At 70.6% G+C, this 17,536-nt stretch carries 15 protein-coding genes; all 15 read left to right on the top strand.

Annotation, left to right across the window (positions count from 1 at the left end; translation table 11 throughout):
• Positions 1 to 8: 8 nt before the first annotated feature.
• The gene (locus ACFV4N_RS09455) at positions 9 to 1,286 is read left to right on the top strand and encodes a geranylgeranyl reductase family protein (protein ID WP_499672020.1); all 1,278 of its coding nucleotides are present in this window, start codon (positions 9 to 11) and stop codon (positions 1,284 to 1,286) included.
• 345 nt (positions 1,287 to 1,631) lie between these two features.
• Positions 1,632 to 1,997 (top strand): NADH-quinone oxidoreductase subunit A, encoded by a 366-nt coding sequence (locus ACFV4N_RS09460; protein WP_344036212.1) that lies wholly within the window; start codon positions 1,632 to 1,634, stop codon positions 1,995 to 1,997.
• Between the two features lie 11 nt (positions 1,998 to 2,008).
• Positions 2,009 to 2,557, top strand: a complete 549-nt coding sequence (locus tag ACFV4N_RS09465; protein WP_499672021.1) for a NuoB/complex I 20 kDa subunit family protein — start codon at positions 2,009 to 2,011, stop codon at positions 2,555 to 2,557.
• Positions 2,558 to 2,689: 132 nt separating this feature from the next.
• A complete protein-coding gene (locus tag ACFV4N_RS09470) occupies positions 2,690 to 3,388 on the top strand; it encodes an NADH-quinone oxidoreductase subunit C (RefSeq protein WP_499672059.1) in 699 nt (232 codons plus the stop codon).
• A complete protein-coding gene (locus ACFV4N_RS09475; protein ID WP_499672022.1) occupies positions 3,385 to 4,788 on the top strand; it encodes an NADH-quinone oxidoreductase subunit D in 1,404 nt (467 codons plus the stop codon). Before ACFV4N_RS09470 ends, ACFV4N_RS09475 begins: the two co-directional genes overlap by 4 nt.
• Complete coding sequence (nuoE, locus tag ACFV4N_RS09480; RefSeq protein ID WP_499672023.1) at positions 4,785 to 5,582, top strand: NADH-quinone oxidoreductase subunit NuoE; 798 nt, start codon at positions 4,785 to 4,787, stop codon at positions 5,580 to 5,582. Before ACFV4N_RS09475 ends, nuoE begins: the two co-directional genes overlap by 4 nt.
• 14 nt (positions 5,583 to 5,596) lie before the next feature.
• The gene (gene nuoF / locus ACFV4N_RS09485; RefSeq protein WP_499672024.1) at positions 5,597 to 6,877 is read left to right on the top strand and encodes an NADH-quinone oxidoreductase subunit NuoF; all 1,281 of its coding nucleotides are present in this window, start codon (positions 5,597 to 5,599) and stop codon (positions 6,875 to 6,877) included.
• Positions 6,874 to 9,351 carry an NADH-quinone oxidoreductase subunit G gene (locus ACFV4N_RS09490; protein WP_499672025.1) on the top strand — a complete coding sequence of 826 codons (2,478 nt, stop codon included), beginning with the start codon at positions 6,874 to 6,876 and terminating at the stop codon, positions 9,349 to 9,351. The genes nuoF and ACFV4N_RS09490 overlap by 4 nt, the downstream gene beginning before the upstream one ends.
• Complete coding sequence (gene nuoH, locus ACFV4N_RS09495; RefSeq protein ID WP_499672026.1) at positions 9,348 to 10,709, top strand: NADH-quinone oxidoreductase subunit NuoH; 1,362 nt, start codon at positions 9,348 to 9,350, stop codon at positions 10,707 to 10,709. Before ACFV4N_RS09490 ends, nuoH begins: the two co-directional genes overlap by 4 nt.
• A complete protein-coding gene (gene nuoI, locus ACFV4N_RS09500; protein WP_499672027.1) occupies positions 10,696 to 11,262 on the top strand; it encodes an NADH-quinone oxidoreductase subunit NuoI in 567 nt (188 codons plus the stop codon). The genes nuoH and nuoI overlap by 14 nt, the downstream gene beginning before the upstream one ends.
• Positions 11,259 to 12,104, top strand: a complete 846-nt coding sequence (locus tag ACFV4N_RS09505) for an NADH-quinone oxidoreductase subunit J (protein WP_499672028.1) — start codon at positions 11,259 to 11,261, stop codon at positions 12,102 to 12,104. The genes nuoI and ACFV4N_RS09505 overlap by 4 nt, the downstream gene beginning before the upstream one ends.
• The gene (gene nuoK, locus ACFV4N_RS09510; RefSeq protein ID WP_499672029.1) at positions 12,101 to 12,400 is read left to right on the top strand and encodes an NADH-quinone oxidoreductase subunit NuoK; all 300 of its coding nucleotides are present in this window, start codon (positions 12,101 to 12,103) and stop codon (positions 12,398 to 12,400) included. The genes ACFV4N_RS09505 and nuoK overlap by 4 nt, the downstream gene beginning before the upstream one ends.
• A 10-nt stretch (positions 12,401 to 12,410) precedes the next feature.
• Positions 12,411 to 14,345: an NADH-quinone oxidoreductase subunit L gene (gene nuoL, locus ACFV4N_RS09515; protein WP_499672030.1), complete on the top strand. Its 1,935-nt coding sequence runs from the start codon at positions 12,411 to 12,413 to the stop codon at positions 14,343 to 14,345.
• Complete coding sequence (locus ACFV4N_RS09520; protein ID WP_499672031.1) at positions 14,342 to 15,904, top strand: NADH-quinone oxidoreductase subunit M; 1,563 nt, start codon at positions 14,342 to 14,344, stop codon at positions 15,902 to 15,904. Before nuoL ends, ACFV4N_RS09520 begins: the two co-directional genes overlap by 4 nt.
• Before the next feature lies 1 nt (position 15,905).
• A complete protein-coding gene (gene nuoN, locus ACFV4N_RS09525) occupies positions 15,906 to 17,522 on the top strand; it encodes an NADH-quinone oxidoreductase subunit NuoN (protein ID WP_499672032.1) in 1,617 nt (538 codons plus the stop codon).
• The last annotated feature ends 14 nt before the right edge of the window (positions 17,523 to 17,536 follow it).

Raw genomic sequence — 17,536 nt, forward strand, 5'->3', positions numbered from 1 at the left:
GAGCGGGGATGACGACTCCCAGCCGCCGCAGGGCAGGCGAGGACGCCGATGTGATCGTGGTCGGCGCGGGCCCGGCGGGCTCGACCGCGGCCACGTACCTGGCACGCGCCGGCCTGGACGTGCTGCTGCTGGAGAAGAGCACCTTCCCCCGCGAGAAGGTCTGCGGCGACGGCCTGACCCCGCGCGGCGTGAAGCAGCTCATCGACCTGGGGATCGACACCCGCGAGGAGGCGGGCTGGCTGCACAACCGCGGCCTGCGCGTGGTCGGCGGCGGCGTCCGGCTCGAGCTGGACTGGCCCGAGCTGGCCACGTTCCCGCCCTACGGCGTGGTCCGGCCCCGCCAGGACTTCGACGAGATGCTGGCCAAGACGGCGGTCCAGGCGGGTGCGCGCCTGCACGAGCAGACCACCGTCACCGGCGCGGTGGTCGAGCACGGCCGCGTGGTCGGCGTCAGCGCCAAGCAGGGGCCCGGCAAGGAGCCGGTCGAGTTCCGGGCGCCGCTGGTGCTGGGCTGCGACGGCGTGTCGGCCCGCCTCGCGCTGTCGGTCGGCATCCAGAAGGACGACGCCAAGCCGATGGGCGTCGCGGTCCGCCGCTACTACGCCAGCCCCCGCACCAAGGACGACTACCTGGAGTCGCACCTGGAGCTGTGGGACCGCGAGAACGACGTGCTGCTGCCCGGCTACGGCTGGATCTTCGGCATGGGCGACGGCACGGTCAACGTCGGCCTGGGCATCCTCAGCACCTCCAAGGCCTACGGCACCACCGACTACCGGGCGTTGCTGAAGAGCTGGCTCGACGGCACCCCGGAGGAGTGGGGCTTCCGCGAGGAGAACGCCACCGGCCGCATCGGCGGTGCGGCCCTGCCGATGGGCCTCAACCGCAAGCCCCACTATCGAGACGGGCTGCTCCTTGTGGGTGACGCCGGCGGCATGGTGAACCCGTTCAACGGCGAGGGCATCGGTTACGCCATGGAGTCGGCCCGGATCGCCGCCGAGAGCGCGGTGCAGGCCCTGGCGCGCACCGGCGCGAGCCGCGAACGCGCACTTCACGGCTACCCCGTGCGCATCGAGCAGGCCCTGGGCAGCTACTACCGGCTGGGCAACGTCTTCAGCAAGCTGATCGGCAACCCCACCGTCATGCGGACCGCCACCAAGTACGGCCTGCCGCGCAAGACGCTGATGAAACTGGTGCTCAAGCTGCTCGCGGGGCTTTACGACCCCAAGGACGGCGACTCGTTCGACCGTCTCATCACGGCCGCCACAAAGCTCGCTCCAACGGCCTAATACGGGTCACCTGAACGGGGCAGCGCCGTCCTTCGGGACGGCGCTGTTTCGTATTCGGTGTGCCCCCGTTCACGCCTGGCCCTCCCAACTGTTGACGCACGCCCGGTAAGACCAGGTCAGAGCGGTACAGGGGGTGTGTGTCACGCCTCTGTGTGACGTTCTACACTGGCCCACAGGTCTTGTGAATCAGTTCACAACCGGCTGTGATGCCTTGTGAAGTGTTTCACAAGCGACCTGCGGATTGTTAGGCATGCCTAACTCCCGGAGGGTGCAAGAACACCCCTTAGGGTGCGCAACGGTCGGCGGTGCACCACCACCGCGACAGCGAGGAAAGGACGACGGAGAGTGCTGGACCCTTACCTCCCCCTCGTATTGATGTTCGCCCTCGCCGCGGCCTTCGCGCTGTTCTCGGTGACGGCCGCCCCGTACATCGGACCCCGCCGCTACAACCGCGCGAAGCTCGACGCGTACGAGTGCGGCATCGAACCGTCACCGCAACCCGTGGTCGGCGGCGGCCGCATGCCGGTCGCCTACTACCTCACGGCGATGCTGTTCATCCTGTTCGACATCGAAATGGTCTTCCTCTACCCGTTCGCGGTCTCCGCGGACCGGCTCGGCCTGTTCGGCCTGGTGGAGATCGTGCTGTTCGTCGCCACGGTCGGCTTCGCGTACGCCTACGTCTGGCGTCGCGGCGGCCTCGACTGGAACTGAGGGGGAAGACCATGGGTCTCGAAGAGAAGCTCCCGAACGGCATCCTGCTGGCCAGCGTCGAGAAGCTGGTCAACTGGACCCGCAAGTCCTCGCTGTGGCCCGCCACCTTCGGCCTGGCCTGCTGCGCCATCGAGATGATGACCACCGGCGGTCCGCGCTACGACCTCGCGCGCTTCGGCATGGAGGTCTTCCGCGCCTCGCCCCGCCAGGCCGACCTGATGATCGTGGCCGGCCGGGTCACCAACAAGATGGCCCCGGTGCTGCGCCAGATCTACGACCAGATGCCGGAGCCCCGCTGGGTGCTGGCCATGGGCGTGTGCGCCTCCTCCGGCGGCATGTTCAACAACTACGCGGTCGTGCAGGGCGTGGACCACGTCGTGCCGGTCGACATGTACCTGCCGGGCTGCCCGCCGCGGCCGGAGATGCTGATCGACGCGATCCTCAAGATCCACGCGAAGATCATGGACGAGCCGCTGGGGCCGACCAGGGCCGCGCTGCTGGCCGAGCAGGGCCACAGCACCGACCTGATCCCGTCCTCCCAGCGCTTTGCGAAGAAGTGAGCGGCAATGGCTGACGAGAACAAGCCGGCGGACGCCAACACCGGGGGCGAGGTCGAGAAGACCCCCGGCGCGGGCTCCCCGAGCAACGCCAACCCCCAGTCGCCCGACTCCGAGGCGCTCAGCTCCGCGAGCATGAGCGAGTCGGAGCACGAGGAGCACCTGGCGCGCGGCGGCGTCGTGGCCGGTCGCGCCCGCCGGGGCATGTTCGGCATCTCCGGCTCCGGCGACACCTCCGGCTTCGGCGGCCTGCGGCTGCCCGCCCACGTCGCCGCGCCGTCCGAGCGGCCCTACGGCGGCTGGTTCGACGAGGTCGCCGACGAGCTGCTGGCCGCGATCCGGGAGCGGGGCCTGCCCGCCGACACCGTCCAGCAGATCACCGTCGACCGCGGCGAGATCACCTTCTACCTGCGCCGGGAGAACCTGGTCGAGGTGGCGCGCGTCCTGCGCGACGACCCGGCGCTGCGCTTCGAGCTGTGCAGCTCGGTGTCGGGTGTGGACTACGGCGTGGGCGCGCCGCAGCGGCTGCACTCGGTCTACCACCTCACGTCGATGACCTACCGCCGGCGCATCCGCCTGGAGGTCGCGGTCGACGTGGACGACGCGCGCGTGCCCAGCATCGTCGAGGTCTACCCGACCGCCGACTGGCAGGAGCGCGAAGCCTGGGACATGTTCGGCATCGTCTACGAGGGCCACCCGGGCCTGACCCGGATCCTCATGCCGGACGACTGGGACGGCCACCCGCAGCGCAAGGACTACCCGCTCGGCGGCATCCCGGTGGAGTACAAGGGCGCGGAGATCCCCCCGCCAGACCAGAGGCGGTCCTACTCATGACTGAACGGCTTTCCGACGTCACGACCGGCACCGACACCAGCGCCGAGGGCCGTGACAGCGACTCGTACGAGGCCAACCGCACCACCTCGAACCCCGACGCCTACGCGGGGTCCCGGGAGACCACCGAGGGCACCGTCTACACGGTGACCGGCGGCGACTGGGACGAGGTGCTGGCCGAGGCCGCGGGCGACGAGCGCATCGTCATGAACCTGGGCCCGCAGCACCCGTCCACGCACGGCGTGCTGCGCCTGGTGCTGGAGCTGGAGGGCGAGACCGTCACCCAGGCCCGCAGCGTCATCGGCTACCTGCACACCGGCATCGAGAAGAACTGCGAGTACCGGACCTGGACCCAGGGCGTCACGTTCGTGACGCGCATGGACTACCTGGCGCCGCTGCACAACGAGGCCGCGTACTGCATGGCCGTGGAGAAGCTGCTCGGCATCACCGCCCCGCAGCGCGCCCAGGTCGCCCGCGTGGTCCTCATGGAGCTGAACCGGATCTCCTCGCACCTGGTGGCGCTGGCCACCGGCGGCATGGAGCTGGGCGCGCTGACCGGCATGACCGCGGGCTTCCGGGAGCGCGAGGAGGTCCTGCACCTGCTGGAGTTCCTGACCGGCCTGCGGATGAACCACGCGTTCATCCGGCCCGGCGGCCTCGCGCAGGACTTCCCCGAGGGCGCGGTGGAGCGCATCAAGGAGTTCATCAAGGTGATGGACTCCCGCCTGCCCGACTACGACAAGCTGCTCACCGGCCAGCCGATCTGGCGCAACCGCCTGGCGGGCGTCGGCTACCTGCCCGTGGACGCGTGCCTCGCGCTGGGCATCACCGGCCCGATCCTGCGCTCCGCCGGCCTGCCGTGGGACCTGCGCAAGGTCGATCCCTACTCGGGCTACGAGAACTACGAGTTCGACGTGCCCACGTCGACCGCGGCCGACTCCTACGCCCGGTACCTGCTGCGCGTGGAGGAGATCCACCAGTCGCTGCGGATCATCCGCCAGGCCGTGGACAACCTGCCCGCGGGCCCGGTCATGGTCGAGGACGCCAAGGTCGCCTGGCCCGCCCAGCTGACCATCGGCGCGGACGGCATGGGCAACTCCCTGGAGCACGTCCGCAAGATCATGGGCCAGTCCATGGAGTCCCTGATCCACCACTTCAAGCTGGTGACCGAGGGCTTCGCGGTGCCGCCGGGCCAGGTCTACGTGCCGATCGAGTCGCCGCGCGGCGAGCTGGGCTACCACCTCGTCTCCGACGGCGGCACCCGGCCGATGCGCGTGCACGTGCGCGAACCCAGCTTCGTGAACCTCCAGTCGATGCCCGCGATGTGCGAGGGCGGCATGGTCGCCGACGTCATCGCGTCGGTGGCCTCTATCGACCCGGTGATGGGTGGTTGTGACCGATGAGCACTTCCGAAGAGGTCTACGCGGCCTCCCCGCTGGACCCGGTGGCGACGCAGCGCCTGGTCGACGAGAACGAGGTCGACACCAGCGCGTTCGACCACGTCGTCGACAAGGCGCGGGCCATCGTCGCCCGCTACCCGGTGGCGCGCTCGGCGCTGCTGCCGATGCTGCACCTGGTGCAGTCGGTCGAGGGTCACGTCAGCCAGGCGGGCATCACCTTCTGCGCCAACCAGCTCGACCTGACCAACGCCGAGGTCAGCGCGGTCGCGACGTTCTACACCATGTACAAGCGCCGCCCGTGCGGCGAGCACCTGGTGAGCGTCTGCACCAACACGCTGTGCGCGGCGCTGGGCGGTGACGCCATCTACGCGAAGCTGCGCGAGCACCTGGGCAGCGACGGCCGGCCGCTGGGCCACGAGGAGACCTCGGGCGAGCCGGGCGCGCCGGGCTCGATCACCCTGGAGCACGCCGAGTGCCTGGCGGCGTGCGACCTCGGGCCGGTGCTCCAGGTCAACTACGAGTACTTCGACAACCAGACGCCGGAGAAGGCGCTGGCGCTGGTGAAGTCGCTCCAGGTGGGCGACAAGCCGCACCCCACGCGCGGCGCGCCGCTGACCGACTTCCGCCAGGCCGAGCTCCAGCTGGCCGGGTTCTTCGAGGGGCGGGACGCGGACCTGGACGGCCCGTCGGCCGCCCCGGAGACGGTGCGCGGGGCCAAGATCGCCGCCGAGCGCGGGTGGACCGCACCGGCGATGCCGGAGCACGCGGAGTTCCCGCCGCTGCCGGAGAAGAAGTAGGCAGGGAGGCTGACGTGGTCGACAAACTGACTCCCGTCCTGACGAAGCGCTGGCTGTCGCCGCGCTCCTGGACGCTGAAGACCTACGAGCAGCTGGAGGGCTACACGGCGCTGCGCAAGGCGCTCACGGCCCACCCGGACCAGCTGATCCAGCAGTGCAAGGACTCCGGGCTGCGCGGCCGCGGCGGCGCGGGCTTCCCCACCGGCATGAAGTGGGGCTTCATCCCGCAGAACGACGGCAAGCCGCACTACCTCGTCATCAACGCCGACGAGGGCGAGCCGGGGACCTGCAAGGACATCCCGCTGATGATGGCGGACCCGCACTCGCTGATCGAGGGCATCATCATCACCTCGTACGCGATCCGGGCGAACTTCGCCGCGATCTACGTGCGCGGCGAGGTGCTGCACGTGATCCGCCGGCTGCACGCGGCGGTGCGCGAGGCGTACGAGGCGGGCTACCTGGGCAAGGACATCCTCGGCTCGGGCTTCGACCTCGACGTCGTGGTGCACGCGGGCGCGGGCGCCTACATCTGCGGCGAGGAGACGGCGCTGCTGGACTCGCTGGAGGGCCGCCGCGGCCAGCCGCGGCTCAAGCCGCCGTTCCCCGCGACCGCCGGCCTGTACGCGTCGCCGACCGTGGTGAACAACGTCGAGACGATCGCCAGCGTGCCCTACATCGTCAACGGCGGCGCGGACTGGTTCCGCAGCATGGGCCGCGAGCGGTCGCCGGGGCCGAAGATCTTCTCGCTGTCCGGCCACGTGACCAACCCGGGCCAGTACGAGGCTCCCATGGGCGTCACGCTGCGCGAGCTGCTGGAGCTGGCGGGCGGCATGAAGGACGGCATCCCGCTGAAGTTCTGGACGCCGGGCGGCTCGTCCACCCCGCTGTTCACCGCCGAGCACCTGGACGTGCCGCTGGACTTCGAGGGCGCGGCCGAGGCGGGCTCGATGCTCGGCACCACCGCCATCCAGGTCTTCAACGAGACGGTGTCGGTGCCCTGGGCCGTCATGAAGTGGACGGAGTTCTACAAGCACGAGTCGTGCGGCAAGTGCACGCCGTGCCGCGAGGGCACCTACTGGCTGGTCCAGATCCTCCAGCGGATGGTGCGCGGCGAGGGCACGGCGAGCGACATCGACACGCTGCTGGACGTCTGCGACAACATCCTGGGCCGCTCGTTCTGCGCGCTCGGCGACGGCGCGGTCAGCCCGATCACCAGCGGCATCAAGTACTTCAAGGACGAGTTCCTCGCCCTGTGCAAGGAGAACTCGCAGGTCCTGGCAGGAGCAAGCGCATGACGATCGCCCCTGACAAGAGCACTGAGCTGGTGGTACCCGAGGGCCACGTCAAGCTCGTCATCGACGGCCAGGAGGTCGTCGCGCCGAAGGGCGAGCTGCTGATCCGCACCGCGGAGCGGCTGGGCACCGTGATCCCGAGGTTCTGCGACCACCCGCTGCTGGAGCCCGCGGGCGCCTGCCGGCAGTGCCTGGTCGAGGTGGAGATGGGCGGCCGGCCGATGCCGAAGCCGCAGGCCTCCTGCACCATGACGGTGGCCGACGGCATGGTGGTCAAGACCCAGCTGACCTCGCCGGTGGCGGACAAGGCGCAGCAGGGCGTGATGGAGCTGCTGCTCATCAACCACCCGCTGGACTGCCCGATCTGCGACAAGGGCGGCGAGTGCCCGCTGCAGAACCAGGCCCTCGCGCACGGCCGCGCGGACTCCCGGTTCCACGAGCACAAGCGGACCTTCCCGAAGCCGATCCCGATCTCCACGCAGGTGCTGCTGGACCGAGAGCGGTGCGTGCTGTGCCAGCGGTGCACGCGGTTCTCCGCGCAGATCGCGGGCGACCCGTTCATCGAGCTGCTGGAGCGCGGCGCGCAGCAGCAGATCGGCGTGGCCGAGCAGAAGCCGTTCCAGTCGTACTTCTCCGGCAACACCATCCAGATCTGCCCGGTGGGCGCGCTGACCAGCGCCGCCTACCGGTTCCGGGCCCGCCCGTTCGACCTGGTGTCGACCCCCGGCGTGTGCGAGCACTGCTCGTCGGGCTGCGCCACCCGCACGGACTGGCGGCGCGGCACCGTGCAGCGGCGGCTGGCGGCCGACGAGCCCGAGGTCAACGAGGAGTGGACCTGCGACAAGGGCCGCTTCGCGTTCCGCTACAGCACGGCCGCCGACCGGGTCCGCCGCCCGCTGGTGCGGGACGCGGGGACCGGCGAGCTGCGCGAGTCGTCGTGGACCGAGGCGCTCCAGGTCGCGGCCGAGGGCCTGGCCAGGGCCCGTGACGGCAAGGGCGCGGGCGTGCTGGCCGGCGGCCGGCTCACCGTCGAGGACGCCTACGCGTACTCGAAGTTCGCCCGGGTCGCGCTGCGCACCAACGACGTGGACTTCCGCGCCCGGCCGCACTCGAACGAGGAGCTGGAGTTCCTGACCGGCGCGGTCCTCGGCCGGACCCCCGACAACGGTGGCGTCACCTACGCGGCGATCGAGTCCGCGCCGGCCGCGCTGCTGGTGGCGTTCGAGCCGGAGGAGGAGTCGCCGATCGTCTTCCTCCGGCTGCGCAAGGCGAGCCGGAAGAACCGGACCAGGGTCTTCCACCTCGGCCAGTTCACCACCCCGGCGGTGGAGAAGACCAACGGCGTGCTGCTGGCCTGCGTGCCCGGCCAGGAGCCGAACGCGCTCAACGCCCTGCCCGAGCACGCGGCGGACGTGGTCGAGGACCTGTCCAAGCCGGGCGCGGTGATCCTGGTCGGCGAGCGCGCCGCCGAGGTCCCGGGCCTGTTCTCGGCGGTCGCGGCGCTGGCCGCCCGCACGGGCGCGGGCGTCGCCTGGATCCCCCGCCGCGCGGGTGAGCGGGGCGCGCTGGAGACGGGCCTGCTGCCGACGCTGCTGCCGGGCGGTCGCCTGGTTGGCGACCCGGAGGCGCGGGCCGACGTCGAGCGGGCCTGGGGCCTGGAGGCGGGCGCGCTGCCCGCCGTCGCCGGGCGCGACACCACGGGCATCCTGACCGCCGCCGCGAGCGGCGAGCTGGACGCGCTGGTCGTCGGCGGCGTGGACCCGTTCGACCTGCCGGATCCGGCGCTTGCCGAGCGCGCCCTGGCGACCGCCGGCTTCGTGGTCAGCCTGGAGCTGCGGCACAGCGCGGTCACCGCGCACGCCGACGTCGTGCTCCCGGTCGCGCCGGCCGTGGAGAAGTCGGGCAGCTACCTCAACTGGGAGGGGCGCCACCGCCCGTTCGTCACCACGCTGGAGGGCACGGGCGCGCTGTCGGACGGCCGGGTGCTGGACACCCTGGCCGTGGAGATGGACGCGGACCTGTTCACGCAGACCCCCGCCTCGGCGGCGGCCGACCTGGCCCGCCTCGGCGCGGTGACCCCCTCGGCGTCCGCGCCGACCGTCGCCGCACCGCTGCTGACCCAGCCCCGGGAGGGGCAGGCCGTCCTCGCCACCTGGCGCCGACTGCTGGACAACGGCTCGCTCCAGGACGACGAGCCGAACCTGGCGGGCACCGCGCGCCCGGTCGTGGCCAAGCTGTCCCCGGCCACCGCCGTGCACCTGGGCGTGGAGCTGGGCGGCGAGATCACCGTGTCCACCGACCGGGGCGAGGTGGTGCTGCCGGTCGAGGCCGCCGACCTGCCCGACGGCGTCGTGTGGCTGCCCGGCAACTCGGGCGCGGTCACCGTGCGGCGCGACCTGGCCGCGGGCCACGGCTCCGTGGTCGCGGTCGCCCCCGCGGTCACCGGGAGTAACAGCACGCTCGGAGGCGAGGCATGACCACCGCAGAACTGATCGCCGACGACCCGCTCTGGTTGATCGTCGTCAAGGTCGTGGGGATCTTCGCGTTCCTCGTCCTGATGACCCTCTTCATGATCAACTGGGAGCGCAAGGTCGTCGCCCGGATGCAGCAGCGCCCCGGCCCGAACCGGGTCGGCCCCGGCGGCTGGCTCCAGTCGCTGGCCGACGGCCTGAAGCTGGCGTTCAAGGAGGACATCCGCCCGGTCCTGGCGGACAAGTGGGTGTTCTTCCTGGCGCCGGTGATCTCCTGCGTCCCGGCGTTCCTGGCCTTCTCGGTCATCCCGATCGGCGGCGAGGTCTCGATCTTCGGCGAGCGCACCGCGCTCCAGCTGGTCGACCTGCCGGTCGGCGTGCTGGTCGTGCTGGCCTGCTCCTCGCTCGGCGTCTACGGCATCGTGCTGTCCGGCTGGGCCTCAGGCTCGCCCTACCCGCTGCTGGGCGCGCTGCGCTCGGCCGCGCAGGTGATCTCCTACGAGATCGCGATGGGCCTGTCGATCGTCGCGGTGGTCATGCACTCCCACTCGCTGTCCACCTCGGACATCGTCGACGCCCAGTCCGGCGGCTGGTACTTCTACCTGCTCCCGGTCAGCTTCCTGATCTACGTCACCTCGATGGTCGGCGAGACCAACCGGGCGCCGTTCGACCTCCCCGAGGCCGAGTCGGAGCTGGTCGGCGGCTTCCACACCGAGTACAGCTCGCTGAAGTTCGCGCTGTTCTTCCTCGCCGAGTACGTCAACATGGTGACCGTCTCGGCGCTGGCCACCACGCTGTTCCTGGGCGGCTGGCGGTTCCCGTTCGTCGGCGACGACCACGTGCTCAACAGCGGCTGGTTCGGCCTGCTCTGGTTCGTGGTCAAGACGCTGGGCTTCCTGTTCCTGTTCATCTGGCTGCGCGGCACGCTGCCCCGCCTGCGCTACGACCAGTTCATGCGGCTGGGCTGGAAGTTCCTGGTCCCGGTCGCGCTGATCTGGTTCGTCGCGGTCGCGTTCGCCCGCTTCCTGCGCCAGGAGTGGGAGTCCCGCGGCGGCCTGGACACCAGCACCGCCCTGATCGTGATCGGCGCGTTCCTCGCGATCGTGCTGCTGATCGCGTTCCTGCTGCCCGACAAGCGCGAGCCGCACGACCCGAACGCCGTGCCGGTCACCGGCGGCGGCTTCCCCGTGCCCCCGCTCGACCTCGCAGTCCCCAAGGCACCGCCGCGCCGGCAGGTCCCGGTCGCGGAGCTGCCCACGACCGGCGGAGCCGGCGATCGGACCACCGCCGGCGAGCCCGGCACCCGGAACCAGGAACCGGCAGCGGTTACCGCATCTAAGGAGGCCAGCGATGGGGATGTTTGATCCCGTCAAGGGCTTCGGCGTCACCTTCGGGACCATGTTCAAGAAGGTCGTCACCGAGGAGTACCCCGAGGTCAAGAAGGTCACCGCGCCGCGGTTCCACGGCCGCCACCAGCTCAACCGGCACCCGGACGGGCTGGAGAAGTGCGTGGGCTGCGAGCTGTGCGCGTGGGCCTGCCCGGCGGACGCGATCTTCGTCGAGGGCGGTGACAACACCGAGGAGGAGCGCTACTCGCCCGGTGAGCGCTACGGCGCGGACTACCAGATCAACTACCTGCGGTGCATCGGCTGCGGCCTGTGCATCGAGGCGTGCCCGACCCGCTCGCTCACCATGACCAACGAGTACGAGCTGGCCGACGACGACCGCCAGAAGCTGATCTTCACCAAGGAGGACCTGCTCGCGCCCCTGCTGCCCGGCATGGAGCAGCCGCCGCACCCGATGCGGCTGGGCGAGGACGAGAAGGACTACTACGTGAACGGCCCGGCGCTGGCCCGCAAGGCGGGCGTGCCCGAGGGCGCGACGGTCGAGACCGGGCCCGAGGAGGCGTTGAAGTGAGCCTCTCGTCCCTGCTCCTCCAGCAGCCCGGGGCGGTCGAGACCGCGGCCGACGTGGTCACCACGGGCGAGGCGGTCGCGTTCTGGGTCCTCGGCCCGCTCGCCCTGGCCGGCGCGCTGGGCATGCTCTTCGCGCGCAACGCCGTGCACTCCGCGCTGTGGCTGGTCCTCACCATGCTCAGCCTCGGCGTGCTCTACATGGTCCAGCAGGCGCCGTTCCTCGGCTTCGTGCAGATCATCGTCTACACCGGCGCGATCATGATGCTGTTCCTGTTCGTGCTGATGCTGGTCGGCCGGGACAGCTCCGACTCCGTGGTCGAGGTGCTGCGCGGCCAGCGGTTGGCGGCGGCCGTGCTGGGCGTCGGCTTCGCCGCCCTGGTGGTCGGCTCCCTGGCCCGCGCGCTGACCTCCGTGCAGCCGGCCGGGCTGGCCGACGCGAACACCCAGAACGGCGGCAACGTCGCCAACATCGGTGCGGAGATCTTCACCGACTACCTGTTCCCGTTCGAGCTGACCTCCGCGCTGCTGATCACCGCGGCGGTCGGCGCGATGGTGCTGGCCTTCTCGTCGCGCGCCGGCAAGGACGCCAAGAAGTCCCAGCGCGAACGGGTCGAGGAGCGCTTCCGCGGCCCGCGCCCCGGTTCGCTGCCCGGCCCCGGCGTGTTCGCCACCGCCAACTCGGTGGCCACGCCCGCCCTGCTGCCGGACGGCTCGGTCGCCGCCGAGTCCCTGTCCGAGCTGATCGAGACGACCGGCAAGGAACGCCTCGACGACGACGTCGCGGAGGTGTCCGGCACCGGGCACCAGGCCGACGCACGCGCGCTCAAGGGAGAGTCGTCGTGACCCCTACGTACTACCTGCTGCTGTCGGCGCTGCTGTTCAGCCTCGGCGCGGTCGGCGTGCTGGTGCGGCGCAACGCCATCGTGGTGTTCATGTGCGTGGAGCTGATGCTCAACGCGGTGAACCTCAGCCTGGTCACGTTCGCCCGCATCAACGGCGGGCTGGACGGCCAGGTGATGGCGTTCTTCGTGATGGTCGTGGCCGCGGCGGAGGTCGTGGTCGGCCTGGCGATCATCATGGCGATCTTCAAGACGCGTCGCTCGGCCTCGGTCGACGATTCCAACCTGCTGAAGTACTGAGAGGTCCACGGTGACGGAACCTGTTGCCGCCAGCGGGATCGGCAGTCTCGCCTGGTTGTTGCTCGCCCTGCCCGCGTTCGGCGCGTTCGTGCTGCTCGTCGGTGGCAGGCGCACCGACAAGTGGGGCCACCTGCTGGGCTGCGCCACCGTGATCGCCGCCTTCGGGTACGGCCTCGCGCTGTTCTTCGACGTGCTCGGGCAGGGGCCGGACGGCCGCACCACCGAGCTGCACCTGTTCGACTGGGTGCCGGTGAACGCGCTGGACGTCGAGTTCGGGCTGCGCCTGGACCCGCTGTCGCTGACCTTCGTGCTGCTGATCACCGGTGTCGGGTCGCTGATCCACGTCTACTCGATCGGCTACATGTCGCACGAGGCCGGGCGGCGGAAGTTCTTCGCCTACCTGAACCTGTTCGTCGCCGCGATGCTCCTGCTGGTGCTGGGCAACGGCTTCGTGACCCTGTACTTCGGCTGGGAGGGCGTGGGCCTCGCCTCCTACCTGCTCATCGGCTGGTACCAGCACAAGCCGGAAGCGGCGTCGGCCGCGAAGAAGGCGTTCCTGATGAACCGGGTCGGCGACCTGGGCCTCGCGATCGCCATCTTCATCCTGTTCAAGGAGCTGGGCACCACCCAGTACACCGAGGTGTTCGCCCGGGTCGGCGAGCTGTCGTCGGCCGAGGTGCTGGCCGTCACGCTCCTGCTGCTGCTCGGCGCGTGCGGCAAGTCCGGCCAGTTCCCGCTCCAGGCGTGGTTGCCCGACGCGATGGCCGGCCCGACCCCGGTGTCCGCCCTGATCCACGCGGCCACCATGGTCACCGCGGGCGTCTACCTGATCGCCCGCGCGAACCCGATCTACAACCTGAGCGAGGACGGCCGCCTCGTCGTGATGGTCATCGGCGGCGTCACGCTGCTGATCGGCTGCATCATCGGCTGCGCCTACGACGACTTCAAGAAGGTCCTGGCCTACTCGACGGTCAGCCAGATCGGCTACATGATCCTGGCCGTCGGCCTCGGCCCGATCGGCTACGCGCTGGGCATCATGCACCTGCTCACGCACGGCTTCTTCAAGGCGGGCCTGTTCCTCGGCGCCGGCTCGGTCATGCACGGCATGAACGACGAGGGCAACATCCGGCGGATGGGCGGCCTGGCCAAGAAGATGCCGATCACGTTCGTCACCTGGACGCTCGGCTACCTGGCCCTGATCGGCTTCCCGTTCCTGTCCGGCTACTTCTCCAAGGACGCCATCATCGCGGCGGCGTTCAGCATGGAGGGGTGGCGCGGCTGGGTGTTCGGCGGCGTCGCGGCGCTGGGCGCGGGCCTCACCGCGTTCTACATGACCCGCCTGTTCGTCCTGGTGTTCCTGGGCAAGCCGCGGTACACCGAGCTGCGCTCGGAGGACGGCCGCGAGTACCACCCGCACGAGTCGCCGCTGACCATGACGATCCCGATGATCGTGCTGGCGTTCGGCTCGGTCGGCGCGGGCTGGTTCTTCGAGTCGAACCACAACCTCTCCGGCTGGCTCACCCCGTCGCTGGGCGAGCTGCAGGAGGCCCACGGCGTGCTGGGCCACGGCGCGGTCAACATCCTGGTGCTGGCCCTGTCGGCGCTCGGCGCGGGCCTCGGCTTCCTGCTGTTCCTGCGCGGCGACCAGCCGGTCGAGCGCCCGGCGCGGGTGTCGTTCCCGGTCCGCGCGGCGCGCAACGACCTGTACGGCAACGCGCTCAACGAGGCGCTGTTCGCGCGGCCGGGCACCTGGCTCACCCGCGCGCTGGTGTTCGTGGACAACAAGGGCGTCGACGGCCTGGTCAACGGGTCGGCGGCGCTGCTGGGCGGTAGCTCGGGCCGGCTGCGCAGGCTCCAGACCGGGTTCGTCCGCTCGTACGCGCTCTCCATGCTCCTGGGTGCGGTCTTCGTCCTGGGCGCGCTGCTGATGGTGAGGTTCTCGTGAGCTGGGTGCTGATCGCGCTGCTCCTGCTGCCCCTGCTGGGCAGCCTGGTGGTGGCGTTCCTGCGGGGCAACGACCGCCTCGCCAAACTGGTCGCGCTGGCGTTCTCGCTGGTGGAGCTGGCCCTCGCGGTGCTCGCGTGGACCGCCTACGACCCGGGTGGCGACCGCCTCCAGCTGACCAGCTCGGCGGACTGGATCCCGGCCTTCGGCGTGCACCTGTCGTTCGGCGTGGACGGCATCGCGCTGGTGATGATCGCGCTGATCGCGTTCCTGGTGCCGGTCGTCATCGGCGGCTCGTGGGCGGAGAAGCTGCCCGAGGGCCGCAGCGCGGGCGGGTTCTTCGCCCTGCTACTCGCCATGCAGACCGGCATGGTCGGCGTGTTCGCCGCCACCGACGTGTTCGTGTTCTACGTGTTCTTCGAGGCCGTGCTGGTCCCGATGTACTTCCTGATCGGCCGCTTCGGCGGGCCGAACCGGCAGTACGCGGCCATGAAGTTCTTCCTGTACTCGCTGCTCGGCGGCCTGATCATGCTGGCCTCGGTGATCGGCCTGTACGTGGTGAGCCGGGAGGAGATCGGCCAGGGCACCTTCGACTGGGCGACCCTGGTCGAGGTGACGCGGGACGCGCCGCTGTCCACGCAGATCTGGCTGTTCCTCGGCTTCTTCATCGCCTTCGCGATCAAGGCGCCGCTGGTGCCGCTGCACACGTGGCTGCCGGACGCGGGCGCCGAGGCGCCGGTGGGCGCGGGCGTGCTGCTGGTCGGCATCCTGGACAAGATCGGCACGTTCGGCTTCCTGCGCTACTGCCTGCCGCTGTTCCCGGCGGCCAGCCAGGAGCTGGCGCCGCTGGTGCTGGTGCTGGCCGTGGTGGGCATCGTCTACGGCTCGCTGCTGGCGGTCGGCCAGTCCGACATGAAGCGGTTCGTGGCCTACACCTCGATCGCGCACTTCGGCTTCATCGCGCTGGGCATCTTCGCGTTCAGCTCGCAGGCCGGCGCGGGCGCGGTGCTCTACATGGTCAACCACGGCATCTCGACCGGCATGCTGTTCCTGGTCGTCGGCATGGTGATGGCCCGCGGCGGTTCGCGCCTGATCGAGGACTACGGCGGCATGGCGAAGCTCACCCCCGTGCTGGGCGGGCTGTTCTTCGTGGCCGGCCTGTCGTCGCTGGCCCTGCCGGGCACCAACTCGTTCGTGAGCGAGTTCCTGGTGCTCATCGGCTCCTACCCGAACGAGCCGGTGTTCACCGTGCTCGCCGCGCTCGGCATGGTGCTCGCCGCGCTGTACGTGCTGTGGCTGTACCAGCGGGTCTTCCAGGGCCCGGTGCGCGGCACCGCGCTGGTCGACCTGGCCGGCGGCCCCGGCGCGGCGGTCGACCCCGAGCGCGCCTCGGTGCCCGACCTGAACAAGCGCGAGCTGGCCGTGCTCGCACCGCTCGTGGCGCTGATCTTGGTGCTGGGCTTCTACCCGAAGCCGGTGTTGGACGTGATCACCCCGTCGGTCGGGGCGACGCTCAGCGAGGTCGGGGTGGCCGACCCGGTCGCGCAGGAAGGCAAGTGACGTGACGACGTTCCTCTCGCAGAACGTGGAGCGGCTGCAAGCACCGGAGATCGACTACTTCGCCGTCGCGCCGCTGCTGATCGTGCTGGGCGCGGCCTGCGCCGGCGTGCTCGTCGAGGCGTTCCTGCCGAAGGCGCAGCGCTGGGCCGCGCAGGTCGTGCTCGTGCTGGCGACCCTGGCCGCCGCGGGCGCGCTGCTGGTCGCCTACGCGTCCGACGAGGGCACGCCCGAGCAGGGCAAGACGACCCTGGCGGGCGCGATCTCGGTGGACCAGCCGACGATCTTCCTGTGGGCCACGCTGCTGCTCCTCGGCCTGGGCTCGGTGCTGCTGATCGCCGACCGGTCCGTCGAGCCCGGCGGCGCGTTCATGCCGGAGGCCACGCCCGGCGGCGGCGTCCACCGGGACCAGCCCGGCCAGGCGCACGGCGGCGCCGCCGCGGCCCTGATGACGCGCGAGCAGGCCACCCGGTTCGGCATGCAGACCGAGGTGTTCCCGCTCACGCTGTTCGCGCTCGGCGGCATGATGGTCTTCGTCGCGGCGAACGACCTGCTCACCATGTTCATCGCGCTCGAGGTGCTGTCGCTGCCGCTGTACCTGATGTGCGGCCTGGCGCGCCGCCGCCGCCTGCTGTCGCAGGAGGCCGCGGTGAAGTACTTCCTGCTGGGCGCGTTCGCGTCGGCGTTCTTCCTGTACGGCGTGGCCCTGCTCTACGGCTACGCGGGCTCGGTGAAGCTGGCCGACATCGCCACCGCCACCTCCGGCACCGACCGGTCCGACACGCTGCTGTACGCGGGCTTCGGCCTGCTGGTGGTGGGCCTGCTGTTCAAGGCGTCCGTCGGCCCGTTCCACGCCTGGACCCCGGACGTCTACCAGGGCTCGCCGACGCCGGTGACGGCGTTCATGGCGGCGTGCACGAAGGTCGCCGCGTTCGGCGGCATCCTGCGCGTGCTCTACGGCGCGTTCGAGCGCTCCAGCTGGGAGTGGGAGGGCGTGCTGTGGGGCGTGGCCATCGTGTCGATGGTCATCGGCTCGGTGCTCGGCCTCACCCAGACCGACGTGAAGCGCATGATCGCCTACTCGTCGGTGGCGCACGCGGGCTTCCTGCTGGTCGGCGCGATCTCGCTGAACGAGCAGGGCCTGTCGGGCACGATGTTCTACCTGATGGCCTACGGCTTCACCACGATCGCCGCGTTCGGCGTCGTCAGCCTGGTGCGCAACGCCGACGGCGAGGCCACCCACCTGTCGCAGTGGGCGGGCCTGGCCAAGCGGTCGCCGGTGGTGGCGGGCGTGTTCACGTTCCTGCTGCTCGCGCTCGCCGGCCTGCCGCTGACCAGCGGTTTCATCGGCAAGTTCGCGGTGTTCGCGGCGGCGGTCGAGGCCGACATGACGCCGCTGGTGGTGGTCGCGCTGGTGGCCAGCGCCGTGGCGGCGTTCTTCTACCTGCGGGTGATCGTGCTGATGTACTTCAGCGAGCCCGCGGCGGACGGCCCGGCGGTGAGCGTGCCCGGCGCGTTCACCACCATGGCGATCACGATGGGCGTGCTGTTCACGCTCGTGCTCGGTGTCTGGCCGCCCAAGGTGCTCGAATGGGCGGGTACCGGCGCGTTCATCTTCTAGTGGTACGTAGGCTC

It is taken from the genome of Actinosynnema sp. NPDC059797 (assembly GCF_042732085.1).
Classification (GTDB): domain Bacteria; phylum Actinomycetota; class Actinomycetes; order Mycobacteriales; family Pseudonocardiaceae; genus Actinosynnema.

Coding starts and splice junctions, on each gene's coding strand:
- ACFV4N_RS09455 (WP_499672020.1), top strand. CDS start 9: ATGACGACTCCCAGCCGCCGCAGGGCAGGCGAGGACGCCGATGTGATC.
- ACFV4N_RS09465 (WP_499672021.1), top strand. CDS start 2,009: ATGGGTCTCGAAGAGAAGCTCCCGAACGGCATCCTGCTGGCCAGCGTC.
- ACFV4N_RS09470 (WP_499672059.1), top strand. CDS start 2,690: ATGAGCGAGTCGGAGCACGAGGAGCACCTGGCGCGCGGCGGCGTCGTG.
- ACFV4N_RS09475 (WP_499672022.1), top strand. CDS start 3,385: ATGACTGAACGGCTTTCCGACGTCACGACCGGCACCGACACCAGCGCC.
- nuoE (WP_499672023.1), top strand. CDS start 4,785: ATGAGCACTTCCGAAGAGGTCTACGCGGCCTCCCCGCTGGACCCGGTG.
- ACFV4N_RS09490 (WP_499672025.1), top strand. CDS start 6,874: ATGACGATCGCCCCTGACAAGAGCACTGAGCTGGTGGTACCCGAGGGC.
- nuoH (WP_499672026.1), top strand. CDS start 9,348: ATGACCACCGCAGAACTGATCGCCGACGACCCGCTCTGGTTGATCGTC.
- nuoI (WP_499672027.1), top strand. CDS start 10,696: ATGGGGATGTTTGATCCCGTCAAGGGCTTCGGCGTCACCTTCGGGACC.